This is a genomic window from Streptomyces sp. MNU89 (assembly GCF_020982505.1).
Taxonomy (GTDB): domain Bacteria; phylum Actinomycetota; class Actinomycetes; order Streptomycetales; family Streptomycetaceae; genus Streptomyces; species Streptomyces xinghaiensis.
Map to the genome: position 1 here is coordinate 5886413 of NZ_JAJKLL010000001.1, position 20489 is coordinate 5906901.

Annotated in this window: 15 protein-coding genes; 8 read left to right on the plus strand and 7 right to left on the minus strand. The window is 74.5% G+C overall.

The genetic code is table 11. From position 1 onward, the window contains the following. Nucleotides 1-78: 78 nt before the first annotated feature. Together E4N63_RS25145 and E4N63_RS25150 are read right to left on the minus strand one after the other, a co-directional pair. The gene (locus E4N63_RS25145; RefSeq protein ID WP_230241748.1) at nucleotides 79-540 is read right to left on the minus strand and encodes a PaaI family thioesterase; all 462 of its coding nucleotides are present in this window, start codon (nucleotides 538-540) and stop codon (nucleotides 79-81) included. A gap of 101 nt (nucleotides 541-641) precedes the next feature. Next, a complete protein-coding gene (locus E4N63_RS25150) occupies nucleotides 642-3011 on the minus strand; it encodes an FdhF/YdeP family oxidoreductase (RefSeq protein ID WP_230241749.1) in 2370 nt (789 codons plus the stop codon). Nucleotides 3012-3208: 197 nt separating this feature from the next. Here E4N63_RS25150 and polA point away from each other — a divergent pair, with 197 nt between their 5' ends. Continuing rightward, a complete protein-coding gene (gene polA / locus E4N63_RS25155) occupies nucleotides 3209-5941 on the plus strand; it encodes a DNA polymerase I (RefSeq protein WP_230241750.1) in 2733 nt (910 codons plus the stop codon). Between the two features lie 129 nt (nucleotides 5942-6070). Here the strand turns inward: polA and E4N63_RS25160 are convergent, their stop codons facing one another. Further along, on the minus strand, nucleotides 6071-7006 hold the full coding sequence (locus tag E4N63_RS25160) for a DUF4184 family protein (protein WP_230241751.1): 936 nt from the start codon (nucleotides 7004-7006) through the stop codon (nucleotides 6071-6073). A 483-nt stretch (nucleotides 7007-7489) separates the two neighbouring features. Between E4N63_RS25160 and E4N63_RS25165 the strand changes: the two genes are divergently transcribed. Further along, a complete protein-coding gene (locus E4N63_RS25165) occupies nucleotides 7490-8836 on the plus strand; it encodes a lytic transglycosylase domain-containing protein (protein ID WP_230241752.1) in 1347 nt (448 codons plus the stop codon). Nucleotides 8837-9115: 279 nt separating this feature from the next. On the opposite strand, the gene hrpB is transcribed toward E4N63_RS25165, so the two are convergent. Both hrpB and E4N63_RS25175 read right to left on the minus strand, forming a co-directional pair. Beyond that, nucleotides 9116-11731: an ATP-dependent helicase HrpB gene (gene hrpB, locus E4N63_RS25170; protein WP_230241753.1), complete on the minus strand. Its 2616-nt coding sequence runs from the start codon at nucleotides 11729-11731 to the stop codon at nucleotides 9116-9118. Nucleotides 11732-11976: 245 nt separating this feature from the next. Beyond that, nucleotides 11977-12909 (minus strand): class I SAM-dependent methyltransferase, encoded by a 933-nt coding sequence (locus E4N63_RS25175; protein WP_230241754.1) that lies wholly within the window; start codon nucleotides 12907-12909, stop codon nucleotides 11977-11979. A gap of 379 nt (nucleotides 12910-13288) precedes the next feature. Between E4N63_RS25175 and rpsA the strand changes: the two genes are divergently transcribed. The 4 genes from rpsA (at nucleotide 13289) to E4N63_RS25195 (ending at nucleotide 17058) form a co-directional block, all read left to right on the plus strand. Then, complete coding sequence (gene rpsA / locus E4N63_RS25180; RefSeq protein ID WP_043463184.1) at nucleotides 13289-14809, plus strand: 30S ribosomal protein S1; 1521 nt, start codon at nucleotides 13289-13291, stop codon at nucleotides 14807-14809. A 186-nt stretch (nucleotides 14810-14995) separates the two neighbouring features. Continuing rightward, on the plus strand, nucleotides 14996-15937 hold the full coding sequence (locus tag E4N63_RS25185) for a PAC2 family protein (RefSeq protein ID WP_125623867.1): 942 nt from the start codon (nucleotides 14996-14998) through the stop codon (nucleotides 15935-15937). Nucleotides 15938-15989: 52 nt separating this feature from the next. Continuing rightward, nucleotides 15990-16607, plus strand: coding sequence for a dephospho-CoA kinase (gene coaE / locus E4N63_RS25190; RefSeq protein WP_230241755.1), 618 nt, complete (start codon nucleotides 15990-15992; stop codon nucleotides 16605-16607). An 88-nt stretch (nucleotides 16608-16695) separates the two neighbouring features. Continuing rightward, nucleotides 16696-17058, plus strand: coding sequence for a tetratricopeptide repeat protein (locus E4N63_RS25195; RefSeq protein ID WP_043463180.1), 363 nt, complete (start codon nucleotides 16696-16698; stop codon nucleotides 17056-17058). A gap of 196 nt (nucleotides 17059-17254) precedes the next feature. On the opposite strand, the gene E4N63_RS25200 is transcribed toward E4N63_RS25195, so the two are convergent. Then, on the minus strand, nucleotides 17255-17824 hold the full coding sequence (locus tag E4N63_RS25200; RefSeq protein ID WP_230241756.1) for a DUF488 family protein: 570 nt from the start codon (nucleotides 17822-17824) through the stop codon (nucleotides 17255-17257). 14 nt (nucleotides 17825-17838) lie between these two features. Next, nucleotides 17839-18171 carry a cupin domain-containing protein gene (locus E4N63_RS25205; protein ID WP_125623865.1) on the minus strand — a complete coding sequence of 111 codons (333 nt, stop codon included), beginning with the start codon at nucleotides 18169-18171 and terminating at the stop codon, nucleotides 17839-17841. Nucleotides 18172-18241: 70 nt separating this feature from the next. Here E4N63_RS25205 and E4N63_RS25210 point away from each other — a divergent pair, with 70 nt between their 5' ends. Both E4N63_RS25210 and E4N63_RS25215 read left to right on the plus strand, forming a co-directional pair. After that, nucleotides 18242-19048 (plus strand): methyltransferase domain-containing protein, encoded by an 807-nt coding sequence (locus E4N63_RS25210; RefSeq protein WP_230241757.1) that lies wholly within the window; start codon nucleotides 18242-18244, stop codon nucleotides 19046-19048. An 84-nt stretch (nucleotides 19049-19132) separates the two neighbouring features. Continuing rightward, nucleotides 19133-20383, plus strand: a complete 1251-nt coding sequence (locus E4N63_RS25215) for an ADP-ribosylglycohydrolase family protein (RefSeq protein WP_230242646.1) — start codon at nucleotides 19133-19135, stop codon at nucleotides 20381-20383. Nucleotides 20384-20489 lie beyond the last annotated feature (106 nt).

Sequence of the window (20489 nt, forward strand, 5' to 3'; positions counted from 1 at the left end):
GGCCGCCGCGGCGGGGTGTGCGGTGCCGGGTGCCGGCGCCCCGGCCGGCGGGAGGGTCCGGGGCGGCGGCGCGCGGCGTCAGCTGACGGGGGCGTCCTTGAGCAGGCAGGTGAGCCGCGCGCTGCAGACCCTCCGGCCCTCCTCGTCGGTGATGACGGTCTCGTAGGTGGCGGTGGTGCGGCCGCGGTGGACGGGGGTGGCGACTCCGGTGACGAGGCCGGAGCGAACGCCCCGGTGGTGGGTGCAGTTCAGGTCGACGCCGACGGCCAGCTTGCCGGTGCCGCCGTGGAGCATGGCGCCGACGGAGCCGAGAGTCTCGGCGAGGACGGCGGAGGCGCCGCCGTGCAGCAGGCCGTAGGGCTGGGTGTTGCCCTCGACGGGGAGGGTGCCGACGACCCGCTCGGCAGAGGCCTCCAGGACCTCCAGACCCATGCGCGCGCCGAGGTGCCCGGCGGAGAACAGGGTGGTGAGGTCGATGCCGAGGCCGGCGTACTCGGCCAGGACCTCCTGGGGGAAGATGATCTTGCTCTGCTCACCCATGGGGCGCGGCTCCGGTTCTCGCAGGGGACCCGGCGGGGGCGTCCCGCCGGTGTGGTGTGCACCGTCCTATCAGGACTCCCCGGCGGGCGCTGTGCCGGGGATCACGGGGTGGCCGGGAGATCGTCCCGCTCTCCGGCCGGCGGGGTGGGTTCGAGCCGGATGACGACGGACTTGCTGGCGGGGGTGTTGCTGGTGTCGGCGGTGGCGTCGAGGGGGACGAGGACGTTCGTCTCGGGGTAATAGGCGGCGGCGCAGCCGCGGGCGGTGGGGTAGTGCACCACGCGGAAGCCGGGGGCGCGGCGTTCGGCGCCGTCGGTCCATTCGCCGACGAGGTCGGCGTAGGAGCCGTCGGGGAAGCCGAGGGCGCGGGCGTCCTCGGGGTGGACGAGGACGACGCGGCGGCCGCCCTTGATGCCGCGGTAGCGGTCGTCGAGCCCGTAGATGGTGGTGTTGTACTGGTCGTGGGAGCGGAGGGTCTGCAGCAGGAGGCGGCCTTCGGGCACGCGGGGGTGCGCCAGGGGCGCGGCGGTGAAGTTGGCCTTGCCGGTGGCGGTGGGGAAGCGGCGGTCGTCGCGGGGGGCGTGCGGCAGGGTGAAGCCGCCGGGCCGGGAGACCTTGGCTTCGAAGTCGTCGAAGCCGGGGACGACGCGGGAGATCCGCTCGCGGATGAGCCGGTAGTCCTGTTCGAACTGTTCCCAGGGGACGCGGCTGGCGGAGCCGAGGACGCGGCGGGCCAGGCGGCAGACGATGGCGGTCTCGGAGAGCAGGTGGGGGCTCGCCGGTTCGAGGCGGCCGCGGGAGGCGTGCACCATGCCCATGGAGTCCTCGACGGTGACGAACTGTTCGCCGCCCGCCTGGATGTCGCGTTCGGTGCGGCCGAGGGTGGGGAGGATCAGGGCGCGGGCGCCGGTGACGACGTGGGAGCGGTTGAGCTTGGTGGAGACGTGGACGGTGAGCCGGGCGCGGCGCATCGCGGCTTCGGTGACGCCGGTGTCGGGGGAGGCGGAGACGAAGTTGCCGCCCATGGCGAAGAAGACTTTCGCGGTGCCGTCGCGCAGGGCGCGGATGGCGCGGACGACGTCGTAGCCGTGGTGCCGCGGGGGCGCGAAGCCGAACTCCTTCTCCAGGGCGTCGAGGAAGGCGGGGGCGGGGCGTTCGAAGATGCCCATGGTGCGGTCGCCCTGCACGTTGCTGTGGCCGCGGACGGGGCAGACGCCGGCGCCGGGGCGGCCGATGTTGCCGCGGAGCAGCAGGAAGTTGACGATCTCGCGGATGGTGGGGACGGAGTGCTTGTGCTGGGTGAGGCCCATGGCCCAGCAGACGATGATGCTGCGGGCGCCGAGGACCATCCGCAGCGCGGCGTCGATGTCGGCGCGGCCCAGGCCGGTGGCGCGCAGGATCTCGTCCCAGTCGGCGGAGCGGGCGGCGGCGGCGAACTCCTCGAAGCCGTGGGTGTGTTCGCGGATGAAGGCTTCGTCGACGGGCGGGGGCCCGCCGGGTGAGGTGGTCGTGTGCCCGGCGCCGGGCGTACCGGCGGCCGTGTCGGCCGCTTCGAGGAGGAGCCGGTTGAGGGCGCGGAAGAGGGCCTGGTCGCCGCCGATCCGGATCTGCAGGAAGAGGTCGGTGAGGGGGGTGCCGCGGCCGGTGAGGCCGCGGGCGGTCTGCGGGTTCCTGAACCGCTCCATGCCGGCCTCGGGCAGCGGGTTGACGGTGATGATGTGCGCCCCGGCGGCCTTGGCCCGTTCCAGGGCGGTGAGCATGCGCGGGTGGTTGGTGCCCGGGTTCTGGCCGGCGACGATGATGAGGTCGGCCCGGTCGAGGTCGTCGAGGAGGACGCTGCCCTTGCCGACGCCGAGGGTCTCGGTGAGCGCGGAGCCCGAGGACTCGTGGCAGAGATTGGAGCAGTCGGGCAGGTTGTTGGTGCCGAACTCGCGGGCGAAGAGCTGGTAGAGGAACGCCGCTTCGTTGCCGGTGCGGCCGGAGGTGTAGAAGACGGCCTCGTCGGGGGAGTCCAGGGCGCGCAGTTCCTCGGCGATGATGTCGAACGCGCGCTCCCAGGGCACCGGTTCGTAGTGGGTGGCGCCCTCGGGGAGGTACATCGGCTGGGTGATCCTGCCCTGCTGGCCGAGCCAGTAGCCGCTGCGGCCGGCGAGGGCGGCGACGGGGTGGGCGGCGAAGAAGTCGGGGGTGACCCGGCGCAGTGTCGCCTCCTCGGCGACGGCCTTGGCACCGTTCTCGCAGAACTCGGCGGCGTGCCGCTTGTCGCCCTCGGGCCAGGCGCAGCCAGGGCAGTCGAAGCCGTCCTTCTGGTTGACCCTGAGGAGGGTGAGGGCGGTGCGGCGGACGCCCATCTGCCGTCCGGCCATGCGCAGGGTGTGGCCGACGGCGGGCAGCCCGGCGACGGCGCGGGGCGGGGGCCCGACCTCCGGCGCGTCCTGGACCGGGTCGCTTGCGGGCGGCTTGCCTGCCATGGCTTCTCCCTCGGGCTCCTGCGGGCGGCGGATGCGTGGGGTCGATCCTCCCACGGGGTGCCGACGGGGGATCCGGTGCCGCGGGCGGCACGGGCCCTCGTGCCGCGGTGGTGTGCGGGTGGGGCGAGGGGCGCCAAGGGGCGGAGGGGGTGTCGGCGGGGCGGGCAGTGTCGGTGGGGTCTGGCAGGATCGTGGGCGTGGCGAAGACAGCATCGAAGAAGACCGCAGCGACCGCTTCTCCAGGGCAGGGGGACGGCCGGCCCCGACTGATGCTCATGGACGGGCACTCCCTGGCGTACCGCGCGTTCTTCGCGCTGCCCGCGGAGAACTTCACGACGAGCATGGGGCAGCCGACGAACGCGATCTACGGCTTCGCCTCGATGCTGGCGAACACGCTCCGTGACGAGCAGCCGACGCATCTGGCCGTCGCGTTCGACGTGTCCCGCAAGACCTGGCGTTCGGAGGAGTTCGCGGAGTACAAGGCGAACCGTTCCAAGTCGCCGGACGAGTTCAAGGGCCAGGTGGAGCTGATCGGCGAACTGCTCGACACCATGCGGGTCACCCGCTTCGCGGTGGAGGGCTACGAGGCGGACGACGTCATCGCCACGCTCGCCACCCAGGCGGAGGCCGCGGGGTTCGAGGTGCTGATCGTCACCGGTGACCGCGATTCCTTCCAGCTGGTCAGTGAGCACGTCACGGTGCTCTACCCGACGAAGGGCGTCTCGGAGCTGACCCGCTTCACCCCGGAGAAGGTGCGGGAGAAGTACGGCCTGTCCCCGGCCCAGTACCCGGACTTCGCGGCTCTGCGGGGCGACCCGTCGGACAACCTCCCCGGCATCCCGGGCGTCGGGGAGAAGACCGCCGCGAAGTGGATCAACCAGTTCGGGTCGTTCGACGAGCTGGTGGCGCGGGCCGAGGAGGTCAAGGGCAAGGCGGGGCAGAACCTCCGCGAGCATCTCGACGCGGTCAAGCTCAACCACCGCCTGACCGGTCTGATAAAGGATGTGGCGCTTCCGACGGGCCCGGACGGGTTGTGCCGGGAGCCGTACGACCGCAAGTCCATGGCGGTGCTGCTGGATTCGCTGGAGATCCGCAACCCGAGTCTGCGGGAGCGGCTGCTGGCCGTGGATCCGGGCGCGCAGGAGGAGGAGCCGGCCCCGGCGGCCGGCGTCGAGGTGGACGGCGAGGTGCTGGGCGCCGGGGAGCTGGCCCCCTGGCTGGAGGCGCACGGCGGGCAGCCCCTGGGGCTGGCCTCGGTCGGCAGCTGGTCGCTGGGCAGCGGCAGCTGTACCGAGATCGCTCTGGCCGTGGCCTCCGGGGAGGCCGTCTGGTTCGACCCCACCCAGCTCGACGAGGCCGACGAGCGGGCCTTCGCGGCCTGGACGGCCGACGCCGACCGGCCGAAGGTGGTGCACAAGGCGAAGGAGACGATGCGGGTCTTCGCCGAGCACGGCTGGACGGTCGCCGGGATCACCATGGACACGGCCCTCGCCGCGTATCTCGTCAAGCCCGGCCGCCGCACCTTCGATCTGGACGCCCTCTCCCTGGAGTATCTGGGCCGCGAGCTGGCCCCGGCCGAGGCCGGCGGCGGGCAGCTGGCCTTCGGCGCCGACGAGGACGCCGAGCGGAACGCCCTCATGGCCGAGGCCCGTACCGTGCTGGACCTCGGCGGGGTACTGGGGGAGCGGCTCGCGGAGGCCGGCGCCGCCGATCTGCTGCGCGAGGTGGATCTGCCGACCTCGGAGCTGCTGGCCCGGATGGAGCGGGCCGGTATCGCCGCGGACCGCGGCTGGCTGGACCGCATGGAGCAGCAGTTCGCCGCCGCCGTGCAGCAGGCGGTCCGCGAGGCGCACGACGCGGTGGGCCACGAGTTCAACCTGGGCTCCCCGAAGCAGCTCCAGGAGGTGTTCTTCGGCGAACTGGGCCTGCCCAGGACGAAGAAGACCAAGACCGGCTACACCACCGACGCCGACGCCCTGGCCTGGCTGGCCCAGCAGACGGACCACGAACTTCCCGTGATCATGCTGCGCCACCGGGAGCAGGCCCGGCTGCGGTCCACGGTCGAGGGGCTGATCAAGACGATCGCGCCCGACGGGCGCATCCACACCTCCTTCAACCAGACGGTGGCCGCCACGGGCCGGCTCTCCTCCACCGACCCCAATCTGCAGAACATCCCGGTCCGCACGGACGAGGGCCGCGCCATCCGCCGCGGCTTCGTCGTCGGCGAGGGCTACGAGTCCCTGCTGACCGCCGACTACAGCCAGATCGAGCTGCGGGTGATGGCCCACCTCTCGGAGGACGAGGGCCTGATCGAGGCGTTCACCTCCGGCGAGGACCTGCACTCCACCGTCGCCTCCCAGGTCTTCGGCGTCAGCCGCAGCAGCGTCGACCCGGAGATGCGGCGCAAGATCAAGGCCATGTCCTACGGGCTCGCCTACGGTCTCTCCGCGTTCGGGCTGTCCCAGCAGCTCGGGATCGAGGCGGCCGAGGCCCGGCGGCTGATGGACACCTACTTCGAGCGCTTCGGCGGGGTCCGGGACTACCTCCACCGGGTGGTGGAGGAGGCCAGGGCCAGCGGCTACACCTCGACGATCCTGGGCCGCCGCCGCTATCTGCCCGACCTCAACAGCGACAACCGGCAGCGCCGGGAGGCCGCCGAGCGGATGGCGCTCAACGCCCCCATCCAGGGGACCGCCGCCGACATCGTGAAGATCGCGATGCTGCGGGTCGACCGGGCGCTGGCGGAGCGGAAGCTGGAATCCCGGATGCTGCTCCAGGTGCATGACGAAATCGTGCTGGAGGTGGCGCACGGCGAGCGCGGCCCGGTGGAGGAGCTGGTCCGCCGCGAGATGGCCGGGGCCGCCGACCTGCGGGCGCCGCTGGACGTGGCCGTCGGCTTCGGCGCGGACTGGGAGTCGGCCGCCCACTGACGGCCGGGCCCGGAGCCGCCGTTCCCGGGCGGCCCCGGGCGGCGGCTGTGCCGCCCGGGGCCCGGCCGGGCCGGGAGTCCGCTGTGCCCGGGAGCCTGGGCGCCGCCACCGGTCGTGCCTCCGGTGGCCTCAGCGCGGGCGTCCGCGTCCCGTCCCCCCGGCCGTCCCGCCCTCGGAGGTCCCGCCGTCGGCCGTGCCGGCCGGCACGGCGGCGGCCTCGCGCGGGCCGTCCACGGCTCCCGTCCGCGGCGGCTCACCGGCCGGCCGCCACCACCGGCGGGTCCGGACCGCCCCCGCGTACACCACGAGGCCGGCCGCCAGGCCCGCCCCCGCGCCGAACATGGCCGTGGGCGTGTAGTTGACGAGGTTGTAGTCCCAGCCGGTGGCGGCGTTCATGCGCAGACAGCGGTGCACGGCACCCGCCGACGCGCACAGCGCGAGCAGCACCACGACGACCAGCCGCCCGGACGCCCCCGGACGCGGCACGGACACCGGCAGCGCCGCGTCCGGCGACCGCCGCACCGCCGACACCAGGAACGCCGCCGTACCGGCCAGCGCCAGGGCCGAACCCCCGTACTGCGCGTAGTAGTAGAGCGGAAAGCCTGCCGTCATCTCGCCGAGCACGGGCAGCAGCCGGACACCCCAGCGGTCGGCGTGCGTGAACGCGTCCCACACCACGTGCGTGGTGGCTCCGAGCGCCGCCGACACCCAGAACCACAGGGCCTGCGGCAGCACCGGCCGGCCCCGCCACGGCCGCCCGCGCACCAGCCCGTACACCCGCCCCCGCCAGGCCGGCGGCACCAGTCCCACCAGCGGATCGCGGAGGGCCGGCCAGCAGCCGGCCAGCAGCGCGCCGAGGAGAACGTCCACGGTCAGCACCCCGAGCGGGGAGTGGGTGACCTCACCGAAGGCCATGGCGCCGGGCAGTACGGAGTCCGCGAAGTACGTCAGGTCCGGTGCGAACGAACCTGCGACCAGGGCCGATGCCACCAGCGGCCCGCGCGCCCGCCCGGTACGCCGGATCACCGGCAGTACGGCCGCCGCGTGGCTGAGTGTGAACGGCATGGTCCCCCTTGATCGATACGAACGTCCGGACAGTACAGACGCCGGGCCGCACCCCGGGGTTCGCGCCGGCCGGGGAGAGCCGGGTCACCTCCGCGGGGCCGCTGCCGTCCGCTCCGTGACCCGCGGTGCCCGGCGCGGGCGGCGCCCGTCCGGCGCGAGCACGGCACCGCCACGACAGGCCGCGGAACGGGCCACGACGGGGGCCGCGCCCGGCACGCGCGGCCATCGGCCGCTCCCCGGGGCGTGTCCGGCCCGGGGACGCCGGACGGCACTGCCGGAGCCGGGCGGTCCGCCTCCGCACGGCCCGATGGTGCGAATGTGGTGAAACATGCCCGGGAGACGGTGACCTCGGGCCAGAAGTTGCCGTAGTGTCGCGGCAGTTGCCGGGAAGACCGTCATCAGAGAAGGCTGTCCGGCGGCGCACGGCGCGAGTGGTGTCGGAGGGGCGGCGATTCCGCCCGGGGTCCAGGGGAGGGACGCAGCATGGCAGCGCACATCGGCCGACGGCTTCGCAGGGGAGCGGCCTCGACAGCCATCGCGGCAGTGGCGATGGCGGCGCTGACCGCCTCCCAGGCCCCGGGAACCCTGCCGTTCAAGGACCCCGACGTGCCCGCCGGTGCGCCCTCCGACGACCACCCCATCGACGGCGGATCGCCGTACCACACGGAACTGCCGCCGCTGCAGACCCCGGACAAGCCCGGCGCCTCCATAGACCTGCCGGGTGCCGGGGACCCGGACTCCGGCATACCGGCCACCGTTCTCGCCGCGTACAAGAGGGCCGAGGCGTCGCTCGCCGACACCAACCCGGGCTGCAACCTCCCCTGGGAACTGCTGGCCGCGATCGGCAAGGTGGAGTCCGGACAGGCCAGTGGCGGAGCCGTGGACGCCGAGGGCACCACCCTCAAGCCCATCCTCGGCCCGCAGCTCAACGGCAACGGCTTCGCCAACATCTCGGACACCGACGGCGGCACGTACGACAACGACACCGTGCACGACCGGGCCGTCGGGCCGATGCAGTTCATCCCGGAGACCTGGATGCGATGGGGCGCCGACGGCAACGGCGACGGCGCGAAGGATCCCAACAACATCTACGACGCGGCGCTCTCCGCCGGGCGCTACCTCTGCGCCGGCAACCGCGATCTGTCGGAGCCGGCCGATCTCGAGGCCGCGATCCTCGGCTACAACCGCTCGCGGGAGTATCTGCGCACGGTCCTGTCCTGGCTGGAGTTCTACCGCAAGGGCACGCACGAGGTGCCCGACGGCACGGGTGTCCTGCCCCGCACCCCCGGCGCCGGCGCCTCGGACGGCGGCGGGGCCGGCGGATCCGGCGGCCGGGGCGGTTCGCAGAAGGACGACTCCGGTCGCGGTGACGGCAAGGACAACGGCCCGGGGAAGCAGCAGAACGAGGACCCGGGCAAGGGCTCCGGCGGCAAGGACGACGAACCCGGCACGCCGACCGGGTCCGGCTCGCCCACTGCCACCGCCACCGCCGGCGGAACCATCAGCCCCGGAGGGAGCCCTTCCTCCTCCGCGAGCTCGTCCCCGTCCGCGTCCCCCTCGGAGTCCGAACCGGAGGACGAGGAGAGCACGCCTCCCGCCGAGTGCCCCACCGAGTCGGTCTCCCCCTCACCGAGCGGAAGCTCGGGCTCCGCCAGCCCGACGCCCACCCCCAGCGGCAGCGGGTCGCCCTCGGCATCGCCCAGCGGCGAGCCCGGCGACGACCCCTGCGCCGACGAGGACACCGGAGAGCAGAAGGCCCCCGAGCCGGAGCCGAGCTCCTCGACCGGTTCGGTCCTCGGAGCCGCGCTGGCCCGGCTGACGTCCTTCTGAGACCGCGCGGGCGACACCACCCCGTGCGCCCGCTCCCGGAGCCCGGCCGCCCGATACGGCGGCCCGGGCCCGTCCGTTCAGGGCCGGCCGCGCGGCCCCCCGGGGGCACCGGGCCTGCCCGGCGCCCCTCCGGCGCGGCCGTGCGCAGACTTGCCCGCGGCCCGGCGCACCATGGGCCGGGACGCGTCCTCCGGCGTGGCGTCCCCGGAGGTCCGGTGGCGGAGGCTCCCTCCCACCGGCCCGCTCCGGCGAAGACGCCTCGGCGCCGGAACGCCCGCCTCAGCGCCGGGTGTTGGTGCGCCGGGTGGGTTCCGCCGCGGCCGGGTCCTCCGGCCACGGGTGCTTCGGGTAGCGTCCGCGCAGCTCGGCGCGTACGGAGCGGTAGCCCTCGCGCCAGAAGGATGCCAGATCCGCGGTCACCGCCGCCGGGCGCCCGGCGGGGGAGAGCAGGTGGACCAGCAGCGGCACCCGGCCGCCCGCGATCCGCGGTGTCTCCTGCCAGCCGAACAACTCCTGGAGTTTGGCGGCCAGCACCGGCTGCGGCCCGCCGTAATCGATCCGGACGCGGGAACCGCTCGGTACCGCGATGCGCTCCGGCGCCAGCTCGTCGAAGCGGGCGGCCTCACCCGTGGCCCACGGCAGCAGATGGGACAGGGCCCGGCCCGCGTCGGTACGCTCCAGATCGGCCCGCCGCCGTGCCTTCTCCAGTGCGGGCCCCAGCCACTCCTCCACACGGCCGGGCGCCAGCAGGGCCGCGTCGGAGACATCGGGCCAGGGCTCCCCCAGCTCCCGGTGGAGGAACGCCATCCGCTCCCGCAGCTGCCCGGCCTCCCGCGACCAGCGCAGCAGCCCCGGCCCCTCCCGCCGCAGACCGTCCAGCAGCGCGGCCCGCACGGCGGCCCGGTCCGGGGAGGACAGGGGGCCCGCGGAGAGTTCGACCGCCCCCAGCCGTTCCACCCGGCGCGCCACGACATCGTCCCGCTCCGCCGACCAGACGACCTCCTCCCCGGCCGCGTACAGCGGCGCGGCCGCCCACCGTGCGGTCTCCTCGCCGATGACCGCGGCCAGCCGTACCCGCGCCGATGCCGCCGCGACCGGCCGGTCGGCGACGGCGACGGCGAGCCACTCGGCGGTCCCCAGCCGCGAGCCGTCGCCCAGCTCCGCTCCGGTGCCCGAGGCCATGAGATAGGTGCCCGTCCCGCGCCGCCGCGCCACCCGCTCCGGGAACGCGAGCGCGGCCACCAGCCCGGCGGCCCCGTCCTCCGAGAGCGTGACACCGCCGGTTCCGCCGTCGCCACCGGACGTCCGGCCGTCCGCGTTCACGGCGCTCTCCAGGCGCCGCACCTCGCGCCGCCAGCGCGCCGCGTAAGCGCCCAGGCCGCCCGGCCCGCTCCGGCCGCCGCCGTCCCGGTGGCCGCCGCCTCCGCGCACCGCACGCCACACCGCCGCGAGGTCGTCCCCGAGCGCACGCGGCGGTTCCTCCGACAGCAGTGCCACCAACTCCGCGGCCCGGCGCGCACCCACCTCCCGCGCGCCGTCCAGAAGCGCCCGCGCCAGGCGCGGATGCAGGCCCAGCCGGGCCATCCGGAGGCCCCGTTCCGTCGGCCGTCCGTTCTCGTCCACCGCCCCGACCGCGGTCAGCACCTCCCGCGCCGCCGCCATCGCCCCGGCCGGCGGCGGATCCGGCAGGGCGAGCGACGACGCGTCGGGATCGCCCCAGCAGGCGGCGTGCAGCGCGAACGGCGCCAGGTCCGCCACCGCGATCTCCGGTGACGGACTGCGCGGCAGCCGCCCGTCCTCGGCCTCCGCCCAGCAGCGGTAGGCCCGGCCCGGCGCCTCGCGCCCGGCGCGCCCCGCCCGCTGGACGGCGGACGCGGCCGAGACCCGTACGGTCGTCAGCGCCCCCAGCCCGCGCCCGTGGTCCATCCGGGGCTCCCGTGCCAGCCCGGAGTCCACGACCGTGCGCACCCCCGGCACCGTCAGGCTCGACTCGGCGACCGACGTGGTCAGCACCACCCGCCGCAGCTCCCCGCTCCCGCGCAGCACCGCCTCCTGGACGGCCGCCGGGGCCTGCCCGTGCAACTGCAGGACCTCCGCTCCGAGCCCGCCCAGCATTCCGGCGACCCGCGCGATCTCCCCGACGCCGGGGAGGAAGCACAGCACGTCGCCGTCCGTCTCCCGCAGCGCGGTCCGCACGGTCGCGGCGACGTGTTCCAGCAGCGCCGGGTCGACGCGGGTGCCGTGCGGCGGGCGCACCGGCCGCGGCGGTGGCGCGTACGCGACCGTCACGGGGTGCGCCCGGCCCTCCGCCCGGACGGCCGGGGCCGGGCCCCGGCCCTCCGGGCCGCCGAGCAGCCGCGACCAGGCGGCGGCGTCCGTCGTCGCGGAGGCCGCGACCAGCCACAGCCCGGGCCTGAGCGCCGCCCGGACGTCCAGCAGGAAGGCGGCGGCGGTGTCGGCGTCCAGATGCCGTTCATGGCATTCGTCGAGCAGGACGGCGTCCACCCCGGGCAGCTCCGGGTCGCGCTGGAGCCGCTGGAGCAGCACACCCGTCGTGACCACCTCCACAACGGTCTCCCGGCCGGTCCGGCGCTCACCGCGCACCGTGAAGCCGACCCGGCCGCCCACGTCCTCGCCCAGCAGCCAGGCCATGCGGCGCGCGGCCGCCCGCACCGCCATCCGGCGCGGCTCGGCCACCAGCACCCGCCGCGGCTCCGGGACGCCGCCGGGTGCGAGCCCGGGCACCAGTCCGGCCAGCGCCAGCGGCACCAGGGTCGTCTTGCCGGTGCCGGGCGGGGCTTCGAGCACGGCGGCGCCGCGCTCCCGGAGCGCTTCCAGCAGCTCGGGGACGGCGGTGCGGACGGGCAGGTCGAACAGGGCGTCGGTCCGGATCACGCCCCCAGTCTCCCGGACCGTGGCCGGCCCTCGGTCCCGGGCGGGCCCCCGGGCACACGCCCGGCGACGGCCCGGCCGCGGCGCCGCCGGCCGCCGCCCGGGCCCGGCGCTCCGCGAGAGGCGTCCCGTGCCGCGCACCGCCGGGTGCCCGTGTTCCCTGCCGTGTGCCGGACGAAGCACCGCGACGCGTGTCGGCGTCCCCCGGCCCCCGGCCGGGCGAGGGAGGAGGGCGAGCCCTCGCCGCCTCAGTCCCGCGTGCAGACGAAGATCGCCGTGCCCGGGATCAGCCGCCCCCGCAGCGGGGACCAGCCGCCCCACTCCTGGGCGTTCCAGTCCGGCCACTCCGGCTCGACCAGGTTCACCAGCCGGAAACCCGCCGCGACCACGTCCCGTACCCGGTCGCCGACCGTGCGGTGGTGCTCCACGTAGACGGCGTTCCCCCGCTCGTCCTCCTCGACGTAGGGCGTGCGGTCGAAGTACGACGCGGCGACCGACAGCCCTTCCGGCCCCGGCTCGTCGGGGAAGGCCCACCGCAGCGGGTGCGTGACGGAGAAGACCCACCGTCCGCCCGGCCGCAGCACCCGGCGCACCTCCCGCATCACCCTCACCGGGTCGGCGACGAACGGGATCGCCCCGTAGGCCGAGCACGCCAGGTCGAAGGAGCCGTCGGCGAACGGCAGCGCCCCCGCGTCGGCCTGGACCAGCGCCACCGGGCCGGCGGGACCCGGGCCCGTACCGGAGGCCCCGCCCGCCGCCGGAGCCGTGCCGGGAGAGCCGGAGGCGCCCCGGCGGTCCCCGGCTCCCGGCTCCCCGTCCGCACCGCCGGCACCGTCCGTGCCGGAGGCGCGCAGGGCGTGCCGCAGCTGCCGGTGCGAGAGGTCGAGGGCGACCGGCCGCGCGCCCTGCGCCGCCAGCCACCGGGAGCACTGGGCCGCGCCGGCCCCGATCTCCAGCACGTCCCGGCCCCGGAGCCCGGCGGCCGGTCCCAGCAGGGCGGCCTCGGCCTCGTCCAGCCCCTCCGGGCCCCAGATGAAACGGTCGTCGCCGAGGAAGGCCCCGTGCTCGTCCTGGTACGCGTCGGCGTTCCGGTCCCACCAGCCGCGGCTCGCCCGGCTGCTCTCCGCCTCGCCGGTGGCGCGCCGTGTCGCCGTCGCTTCTGGTCCGTCCTCTTGGTTCATCGCGCCCGTCGTCGTAGTCTTCCGTCCAACCCGCTGCCACGCGGTGCCGGCGGCTCCCGTGGGGGCCGTGCGGGCGCGCGTGGTGCGATTCTGCCGTGAGCGGATATCTGCCGGGTTTGGGAGTTTCCGCCCATCCTGCGCTCTTCGTGCATTGACCCTGTCCGGCTGCCCCCGTATGCTACAAGTTGCGCTGCGGGCCTGCGCGCCTCAGACAGAGCAGGTCGCGCTCGCATCTGTTGCATGTCCCCTCGGTCGTCGGGACGCCGGTTCTTCCCCAGGAAGTAGGGCGTTCCAGGGCTGTCCGGCTTCGGCGGTGCGATACGGGTTCTCGGCGTAGCAGTATCTACGACACCATGTCCGTACCGGAGCCCTTTCCCACATGACGAGCAGCACCGAGGCAACCCGCACCACCCCGCAGGTGGCGGTCAACGACATCGGTTCCGAGGAAGAATTCCTCGCCGCGATCGATGAGACGATCAAGTACTTCAACGACGGCGACATCGTCGACGGCGTGATCGTGAAGGTCGACCGGGACGAGGTCCTGCTCGACATCGGTTACAAGACCGAAGGCGTCATCCCCTCCCGCGAGCTCTCGATCAAGCACGACGTCGACCCGAACGAGGTCGTGGCCGTCGGTGACGAGATCGAGGCCCTGGTTCTCCAGAAGGAGGACAAGGAAGGCCGCCTGATCCTCTCGAAGAAGCGCGCCCAGTACGAGCGCGCCTGGGGCACGATCGAGAAGATCAAGGAAGAGGACGGGATCGTCACCGGTACGGTCATCGAGGTCGTCAAGGGTGGTCTCATCCTCGACATCGGCCTCCGTGGCTTCCTCCCGGCGTCCCTGGTCGAGATGCGCCGCGTCCGCGACCTCCAGCCCTACGTGGGCAAGGAGCTCGAGGCGAAGATCATCGAGCTGGACAAGAACCGCAACAACGTGGTCCTGTCCCGCCGTGCCTGGCTGGAGCAGACGCAGAGCGAGGTCCGCCAGACCTTCCTCACCACCCTCCAGAAGGGCCAGGTGCGCTCCGGCGTCGTCTCCTCGATCGTCAACTTCGGCGCCTTCGTGGACCTCGGCGGCGTCGACGGTCTGGTCCACGTCTCCGAGCTGTCCTGGAAGCACATCGACCACCCCTCCGAGGTCGTCGAGGTCGGCCAGGAGGTCACGGTCGAGGTCCTGGACGTCGACATGGACCGCGAGCGCGTCTCCCTGTCGCTGAAGGCGACCCAGGAAGACCCGTGGCAGCAGTTCGCCCGGACCCACCAGATCGGCCAGGTCGTCCCCGGCAAGGTCACCAAGCTCGTCCCGTTCGGCGCGTTCGTCCGCGTCGACGAGGGCATCGAGGGCCTGGTGCACATCTCCGAGCTGGCCGAGCGCCACGTGGAGATCCCGGAGCAGGTCGTCCAGGTCAACGACGAGATCTTCGTCAAGGTCATCGACATCGACCTCGAGCGCCGCCGCATCAGCCTCTCGCTGAAGCAGGCCAACGAGGCCTTCGGTGCCGACCCGACGGCGGTCGAGTTCGACCCGACCCTGTACGGCATGGCCGCGTCCTACGACGACCAGGGCAACTACATCTACCCCGAGGGCTTCGACCCGGAGGCCAACGACTGGCTGCCGGGTTACGAGAAGCAGCGCGAGGAGTGGGAGCGCCAGTACGCCGAGGCGCAGCAGCGCTTCGAGCAGCACCAGGCGCAGGTCGTCAAGTCCCGCGAGGCCGACGAGCAGGCCGCGGCCGAGGGCGCTGCCGCTCCGGCCCCGGGTGCCGGCGCCGGTACCGGCGGTGGCGGTGCGGCCGGTGGCGGTTCGTACTCCTCCGAGTCCGCGGACAACTCCGGCGCCCTGGCGTCGGACGAGGCGCTGGCGGCGCTCCGCGAGAAGCTGGCCGGCGGGCAGAGCTGACGCCCGGTCAACCAGGTCGTCCCGGCCGGCAGGCCGGACAGCCGAACGGCGAGGCCCGTTCCCCTTCGGGGGAGCGGGCCTCGCCGCGTCCGGGCTCCAGGCGCCCGGCCGGGGCGGTCCGCCCGTCCGGGGGAATGCGGGTACCGCGGCCGGTGTTGACCGCACAGGAACGAGGAGGAACGGACTGTGCAGGATCCCCAGAGTTTGTACACGTGGGACCCGGACGGGCTCCCGGCCGCTGACGCGCTCAACACCCGGGACTCGGCCGGGCTGACGATGCTGTACCACTTCGAGGGGTACATCGACGCGGGCGACACCGGCGACCAGATCGTGGAGCGGCTGCTCGACGGCCTGCCCCGGCAGACCGTGGCCCGGTTCGACGCCGACCGGCTCATCGACTACCGGGCCCGGCGCCCCCTGCTCACCTTCGAGCGCGACCGCTGGACCGCCTACGAGACGCCGAAGCTGGAGCTGTACCTGGTGCGGGACGCCACCGCCGCGCCGTTCCTGCTGCTCGCCGGCCCCGAACCGGACGTCGAGTGGGAACGGTTCGCCGCGGCCGTCCGGCAGATCGTCGAACGTCTCGGCGTCCGGCTCTCGGTGAACTTCCACGGCATACCCATGGGCGTGCCGCACACCCGGCCCGTCGGCATCACCCCGCACGGCAACCGGGTGGACCTGGTGCCGGGCCACAGCGGGCTGTTCGAGGAGGCGCAGGTGCCCGGGAGTGCCGAGGCGCTGGTCGAGTTCCGGCTCGCGGAGGCCGGTCACGACGTGCTGGGCGTCGCCGCCCACGTACCGCACTACCTCGCCCGCTCGCCCTACCCCGACGCGGCGCTCACCGTGCTGGAAGCCGTCACGGCGGCCACCGGACTGGTGCTGCCCGGGGTGGCGCACGCGCTCCGCAGCGAGGCGCACCGCACCCAGGCCGAGATCGAACGCCAGCTCGGGCAGGGGGACGAGGAGCTGGTGGCGCTCGTCCAGGGACTGGAGCACCAGTACGATGCCGCCGCCGGGGGCGAGACCCGCGGCAACCTCGTCGCCGAGGCGACCCCGCTGCCGTCGGCGGAGGAGCTGGCCGGGGAGTTCGAACGCTTTCTCGCCGAGCGGGAGGGCAACGACGGCTGACCGCGGCAGGACGCCGCCGTCCGAGCTCCGTACCGCCCGGTAGGCTGACCTCATGCTGAAGGTGGGTCTGACCGGCGGTATCGGCGCGGGCAAGAGCGAGGTGTCCCGGCTCCTCGCCTCGTACGGCGCGGTGATCGTGGACGCCGACAAGATCGCGCGGGAGGTCGTCGAGCCCGGCACCCCCGGACTGGCGGCGGTCGTCGCCGAGTTCGGCCCGGAGATTCTCACGGAGGACGGCGCCCTGGACCGGCCCCGGCTCGGCGGTGTCGTCTTCGCCGACCCCGAGCGCCTCAAGGCGCTCAACGCGATCGTGCACCCGCTCGTCGGCGCCCGTTCCGCCGAACTGGAGTCCGCCGCGGGCGAGGACGCCGTCGTCGTCCACGACGTCCCGCTGCTCGCGGAGAACGGACTCGCCCCGCTCTACGACCTGGTCGTCGTGGTCGACGCCGCCCCGGAGACCCAGCTCGACCGGCTCGTGCGGCGGCGCGGCATGTCGGAGGAGGAGGCGCGCTCCCGGATGGCCGCGCAAGCCGGCCGGGAGCAGCGCAAGGCCGTCGCCGATCTGGTCATCGACAACAACGGCCCGATCGAGGCGCTGGAACCCCAGGTCAGGGCGGTGTGGGAAGAACTCCTGCGGCGCGAGCGGGCCACGCGCACCGCCGCCGGCTGAGCGGACCCACGCGGGGCCGGTGTTGTGGGAGACCGTACGGAGCTCGCCGCGGCCGCCGCGCCGCCGCCCGCTCCGGGAAGGAGAAACCGTGACCGCGCGCACCCCCGAGAACACCGTCATCCAGTACCGTGCCGCCGAGCAGCTGCTGGCCGCCCGTGACCCGCAGGGCGCCGTCAAGCTGCTGGACTCCGTCGTCACGGCTCACCCGGAGAACACCGCGGCCCGGCTGCTGCGCGCCCGTGCCTTCTTCCACGCCGCCCAGCTCCGCCCGGCCGAGCTGGAGTTCCAGGTCGTTCTGGAGCGCGAACCGGACAACGCCTTCGCGCACTTCGCGCTGGCCCGCACCCTGCAGCGCGCCGACCGCCCGGCCGAGGCCACCCGGCACTTCCGGCTCGCCGCGGCCCTCGACCCCCGGCCGGACTACCTCGCCGCCGCGGGCTTCGGCGGCTGACGCCGGCATTGCCGCTGCCGGCGGCGACCACCGCTCCCGCCCCGGTCTGCCCGCCTTTTCGGCGCAGCTGATCGCGTCGGCGGTGGATATCGCGGCCAGAGGACGGACCACCAGCGTGAGGACGTTCAGGGCGTGTGGCTTGCGGGGGCCGAGGTGTGCATCCGTACGCCGTCCGGGTTGGACGGCCGGGTGGGTTTCACCGGCTGTCCTCGCCGCCCGCCCCGTCCGCGTCGGTGCGGTCGTAGACCAGGAGGCCGTCCTCGCGCAGGCGTGCTCCCGGGGTGGGCGGGTGTGCGGTGAAGCGGCCGTCGTGGGAGAGGTGCAGCACCGGCACGCCGCGGGCCAGCACGGCGAAGTCGGCGATCAGCCGCCGGTGGCAGCGCCACCACACCGACTCACCGCACATCACCGCCGTGCGGGCGGCAGCCGCCCCGCGCAGCAGTTCGTCCATGGCGGCGAGGAAGTCCGGGTGGCGGGTGTGGCCCGCGTACCCCCGGAAGGACGCGTTCCGCCAGAAGGTGTCGGGGGAGCCGGGCGCGGCCCGGCGGAAGCCGCCGAGCCGGGGCTCCCAGCGGTAGCCGATGCCGGCCTCGCCCGGCAGCCACACCGCGAGGGCGTCCCGGGCGACGTCCGGGTTGCGCCGGCTGCCGGGGGCCGTCCGTACGTCCACCACCTCCGTCACCCCGGCGCCGTGCAGCAGCCCGGTCAGCCGGTCGCGGCCGGCCGTGCCGTGACCGAACGTCAGCAGCGGCGGCGGGGTGCTCACAGCCGGCCGGCCGGTCAGGCGGGCTTGGCGACGGTCAGCAGGACCGCGGAGTCCTCCAGGGCCTCCAGACTGTGCCGGGCCTGCGGGATGACGAGCAGATCGCCGTTGCGGCCGTCCCAGTGCTCGTCGCCGCTGTGCAGCCGCACCCGGCCGCGGAGCACCTGGAGGGTGGCCTCGCCCGGGTTCTCGTGCTCCGAGAGGGAGTTGCCGGCGGTCAGGGCGAGAAGGGTCTGCCGCAGGACGTGTTCGTGACCGCCGTAGAGGGTGTCGGCGCTGCGTCCGGCGGAGGAGTTGGCGGCGCGGGCCAGGTGTTCCCGGGCCTGTGCGTCGAGAGAAAGCTTCTGCATGGCCGCCAGTCTCGCACCGGTGACGGAGAACGGGGCAGAGCGGCCGCCCGGTGTCGGCTACGGTCGGGGGATGTCCGTATCCGCCGGGAAGTTCGACGCGGCGATGGAGGCGTGGCAGCGGTGGCAGGACAGCCCCGGGGGCCGGCTGCGCTACACCCTCGCCGAGGCCAATCTCGCCCGTCACACCGGGAGTCCGCCCCGTGCCGGAGGCCGGCCTCTGCGCGTGCTCGACCTGGCCGGGGCCGACGGCGGTGACGCGATCCGGCTGGCGCTGCGCGGACACCACGTGACGATCGCCGACTTCACTCCCGCGATGCTCGCCCGCGCCCGGGAACGCGCCGCCGCGGCCGGCGTCGCGGCGCTGGTGGACACGGTCGAGGCGGACGTCCTGCGGCTCCCTGGGGAGCAGACGCGTCCGGTGCACGACCTGGTCGTCTGCCACAACCTGCTGCAGTACCGGGAGGACGTCGAAGCCGTGCTGCGCGCGGCCCTCGCCCCGCTGCGGCCGGGCGGGCTGCTCTCCGTGATGGCGTTCAACCGGCACTCCGGGCCCTTCGGCCTGGCCGTCCGGGAGCTGGACCCGGCCGCCGCACTCGCCGCGCTGGACGTACGCCGGGACCGCACCCGGACGTTCGACACCGAGTTGGTCCTGCACACCGCCGAGGAGGTGATCCCCGTCCTGGAGTCGCTCGGCTGTACGGACGTCCACCACTACGGCATCCGCAGCTTCTGCGACGTCATCGCGGACGACGAACGCAAGCGCGATCCGGCGTTCTACGCGGAACTGGAGAAGCTGGAGCTGGCGGTGACCGGCCGGCCGCCGTATCCCCATCTGGCGCGGATCTTCCAGCTCGTCACCCGGAAGCCTCCGGCCTGAGGAGCCCGTTGCCGCCGGGCGGGGCGCACGCACCTGGCAGGATGGCCGTTCGAGCGACGGAAACACCAGGTGGGGGTGGCGGACATGGAAGACCGGTCCTGGAGCGGGGCGGTGGCGGTACGGGCCCGGATCCGGGGGTGCCTGCTGGGCGGTGCCGTCGGGGACGCGCTGGGCAATCCGGTGGAGTTCCTGTCCACGGACCGCATCCGCGCCGCGCACGGGCCGGACGGCCTGCGCGGCCTGGTGGCGGCCGGCCGCGGCGCGCCGGCCGGCACGGTCACCGACGACACCCAGATGACGCTCTTCACGGCCGAGGGCCTGATGCGGGCCCGCGAGCGGGCGGCCGCGGGGGGCCTCGCGGGCGCCGGTACCGAACTGGTGCGCGATGCCTATCTGCGCTGGCTGGACACCCAGCGCCACGACGGGCCGCCGGCCGCGGACGAGCTCACGCACCGCACCGGGACGCTCCGCGAGGAGCGGTGGCTGTACGCGCGGCGCGCACCCGGCAACGCCTGCCTCTCGGGCCTCGAACACGCGTATGCGCCCGACCCGGCCGGTGAGCTGCGCGGCGAGCACGGCCCCGTCAACCCCGAGTCCAAGGGCTGCGGCACGGTGATGCGCTCCGCCCCTTTCGGCCTCACCGGCGCCGGGCCGCGCGCCTCCTTCGAACTGGCGGCCCGCTGCGCGCAGATCACCCACGGCCATCCGACCGGCTACTACGCGGCCGGCGCCCTGGCGGCGATCGTCCACCATCTGCTGTACGGCGAGAGCCCGGAGGCCGCCGTGCTGCTGACGCTCCGCCTCCTCGCCCGGTATCCGGGCCACGAGGAGACGACGGCCGCCCTCGGCGCCGCGCTCGATCTCGCGGCGGACCGCGGTGCCGCTCCGGGCCCGGAGCGGGTGGAGACACTCGGCGGCGGCTGGATCGCGGAGGAGGCGCTGGCCATCGCCGTGTACTGCGTGCTGGTCCACACCCCGGAGCGGCGCGGGACCGGCGGGCCGGCGGCCGTCTCCGGGGAGGCGGTCCGCGAGGCCCTGCTGCTCTCCGTCAACCACTCGGGTGACAGCGACTCCACCGGCGCCGTCTGCGGCAACCTCCTCGGCGCCCACCACGGGGACCTGCGACTGCCGCAGGACTGGCTGGCACGGGTCGAGGGGCGCGCCGCCATCACGCTGCTCGCGGACGACTTCGCGGCGGGGTTCCACGCGGGGACGGGACGTGAGGGGCGGAAGGGACGGAAGGGGCCGGAGGGCTTGAGGGCCCGGGGCGGCGGTGCGGTCCCCGGCCGCCCGCGTGGCGGCCGGGGTGCGGGGTGTCCCCCCGAACTCCCTTGACCTCAAGCTTGGTTGATGTCTGAGGGTGGTGGTCGCCGGCACGCGAACGGCGTGTCCCGTACCACGGCCCCGCGACCACCACGGAGGAACACCCATGACCGCCGCG